We start from the raw sequence: 1,324 nt of genomic DNA, 5'->3' as shown, positions 1-1,324 counted from the left end.
GGTATGACTCACCCACATAGGTAACAAAACAGTTCAAGCACATAGGTAACAGTTTTTAACTGGCAAGGGTCGATTCCGAGGATCTGACCATGCCGTGGCGAGAGCTGAAACCTATGGACCTGAAAGTGATGTTCATTGCTGACTACCTGTCTGGCCGTCTCAATTTCAGCCAACTCTGTGCAGCTCACAGCATCAGTCGCAAGACTGGATACAAGTGGGTGGCCCGCTACAACGCGGACAGCATTAATGGTTTGGCTGAGTGCAGTCGCAAGCGGCACTCTCAAGCTCAGGCTGTGCCGTTTGCAGTCAAAGAGGCCATTGTTGAGCTGCGCCAACAAGGGCAAACCATACCGGGCCCGAAAAAGATCCAGACAGCCCTGAGTGGACGGTTTCCAGATCAGCCACCGCCGTCCAAAACCACGATCTATAACGTGCTTAAAAAGGCGGGGCTCGTCGAGCCTCGGCGCTTGCGCCAACGTGTCGCCCTCTATCCCAAGCCACTTCAGAAAGCCGAGCTTCCCAATCAGCTTTGGAGTGCCGATTACAAAGGCCAGTACCTGACAGGAAACGGTGTCTGGTGTTACCCCTTGACGGTGATGGATCACGCCAGTCGCTTTCTATTGGCTTGTGAAAGCATGCCGAGCACGACGTTCAAAGATGCCAAGGCTACCTTTGAGCGGCTATTCAAGATGTACGGAATGCCCGAGCGGATCCGTACTGACAACGGTGTCCCTTTTGCCAGCGGTGGGCGCGCAGGGTTGTCGCAGTTGTCGATCTGGTGGGCTCACCTGGGCATCATTCATGAGAGGATTGAGCCTGGGCGACCTGAGCAAAACGGACGGCATGAACGCATGCACCGCACGCTTAAAAGTACGCTGCCAAGACCGCCGGAAATTGAATGGGAAGCCCAGCAGAAGCATTTTGACCTGTTCATGCAGCACTATAACCATGAGCGTCTTCATGAGGCTTTGGGGCAGAAAACGCCGGGATCTTGCTACACAAGCTCGTCACGGGCCTTTCCGAGAAAACTACCGGAGATGAAATATCCAAGCCATGTTGAGACGTACCAAACGGACTCAAACGGGGTGGTGAACAAGGGACGACTCAGAATCTATGTCGGCTATGTCCTGAAACATCAGATGGTCGGATTGGCGAGCATCAGCGAGGGTATTTGGGACATCATCTTTGGGCCTGTTCTACTGGGCCGCGTTGATGTACGAGACGCTAAGGATGGTTATCTGACGCTCAAGACAATCAAAAATTAGTGATCGGGTGTTACCTATGTGCCTGAACTCTTCTGTTACCTATGTGGTTGATCCCTTCA

The 1,324-nt window shown here is 52.9% G+C and carries 1 protein-coding gene; it reads left to right on the top strand.

What is annotated here, in order from left to right; genetic code table 11:
• The first annotated feature begins 113 nt into the window (after nucleotides 1-113).
• Entirely contained in the window at nucleotides 114-1,265 is a 1,152-nt protein-coding gene (locus ACT53T_RS06845; protein WP_476160649.1) for an integrase core domain-containing protein, read from the top strand.
• Nucleotides 1,266-1,324 lie beyond the last annotated feature (59 nt).

This window comes from Methylosinus sp. DMC45 (assembly GCF_056313885.1).
The sequence above is the reverse complement of the archived record's forward strand: the minus strand, read 5'-3'. Positions and strand labels throughout refer to the sequence as shown.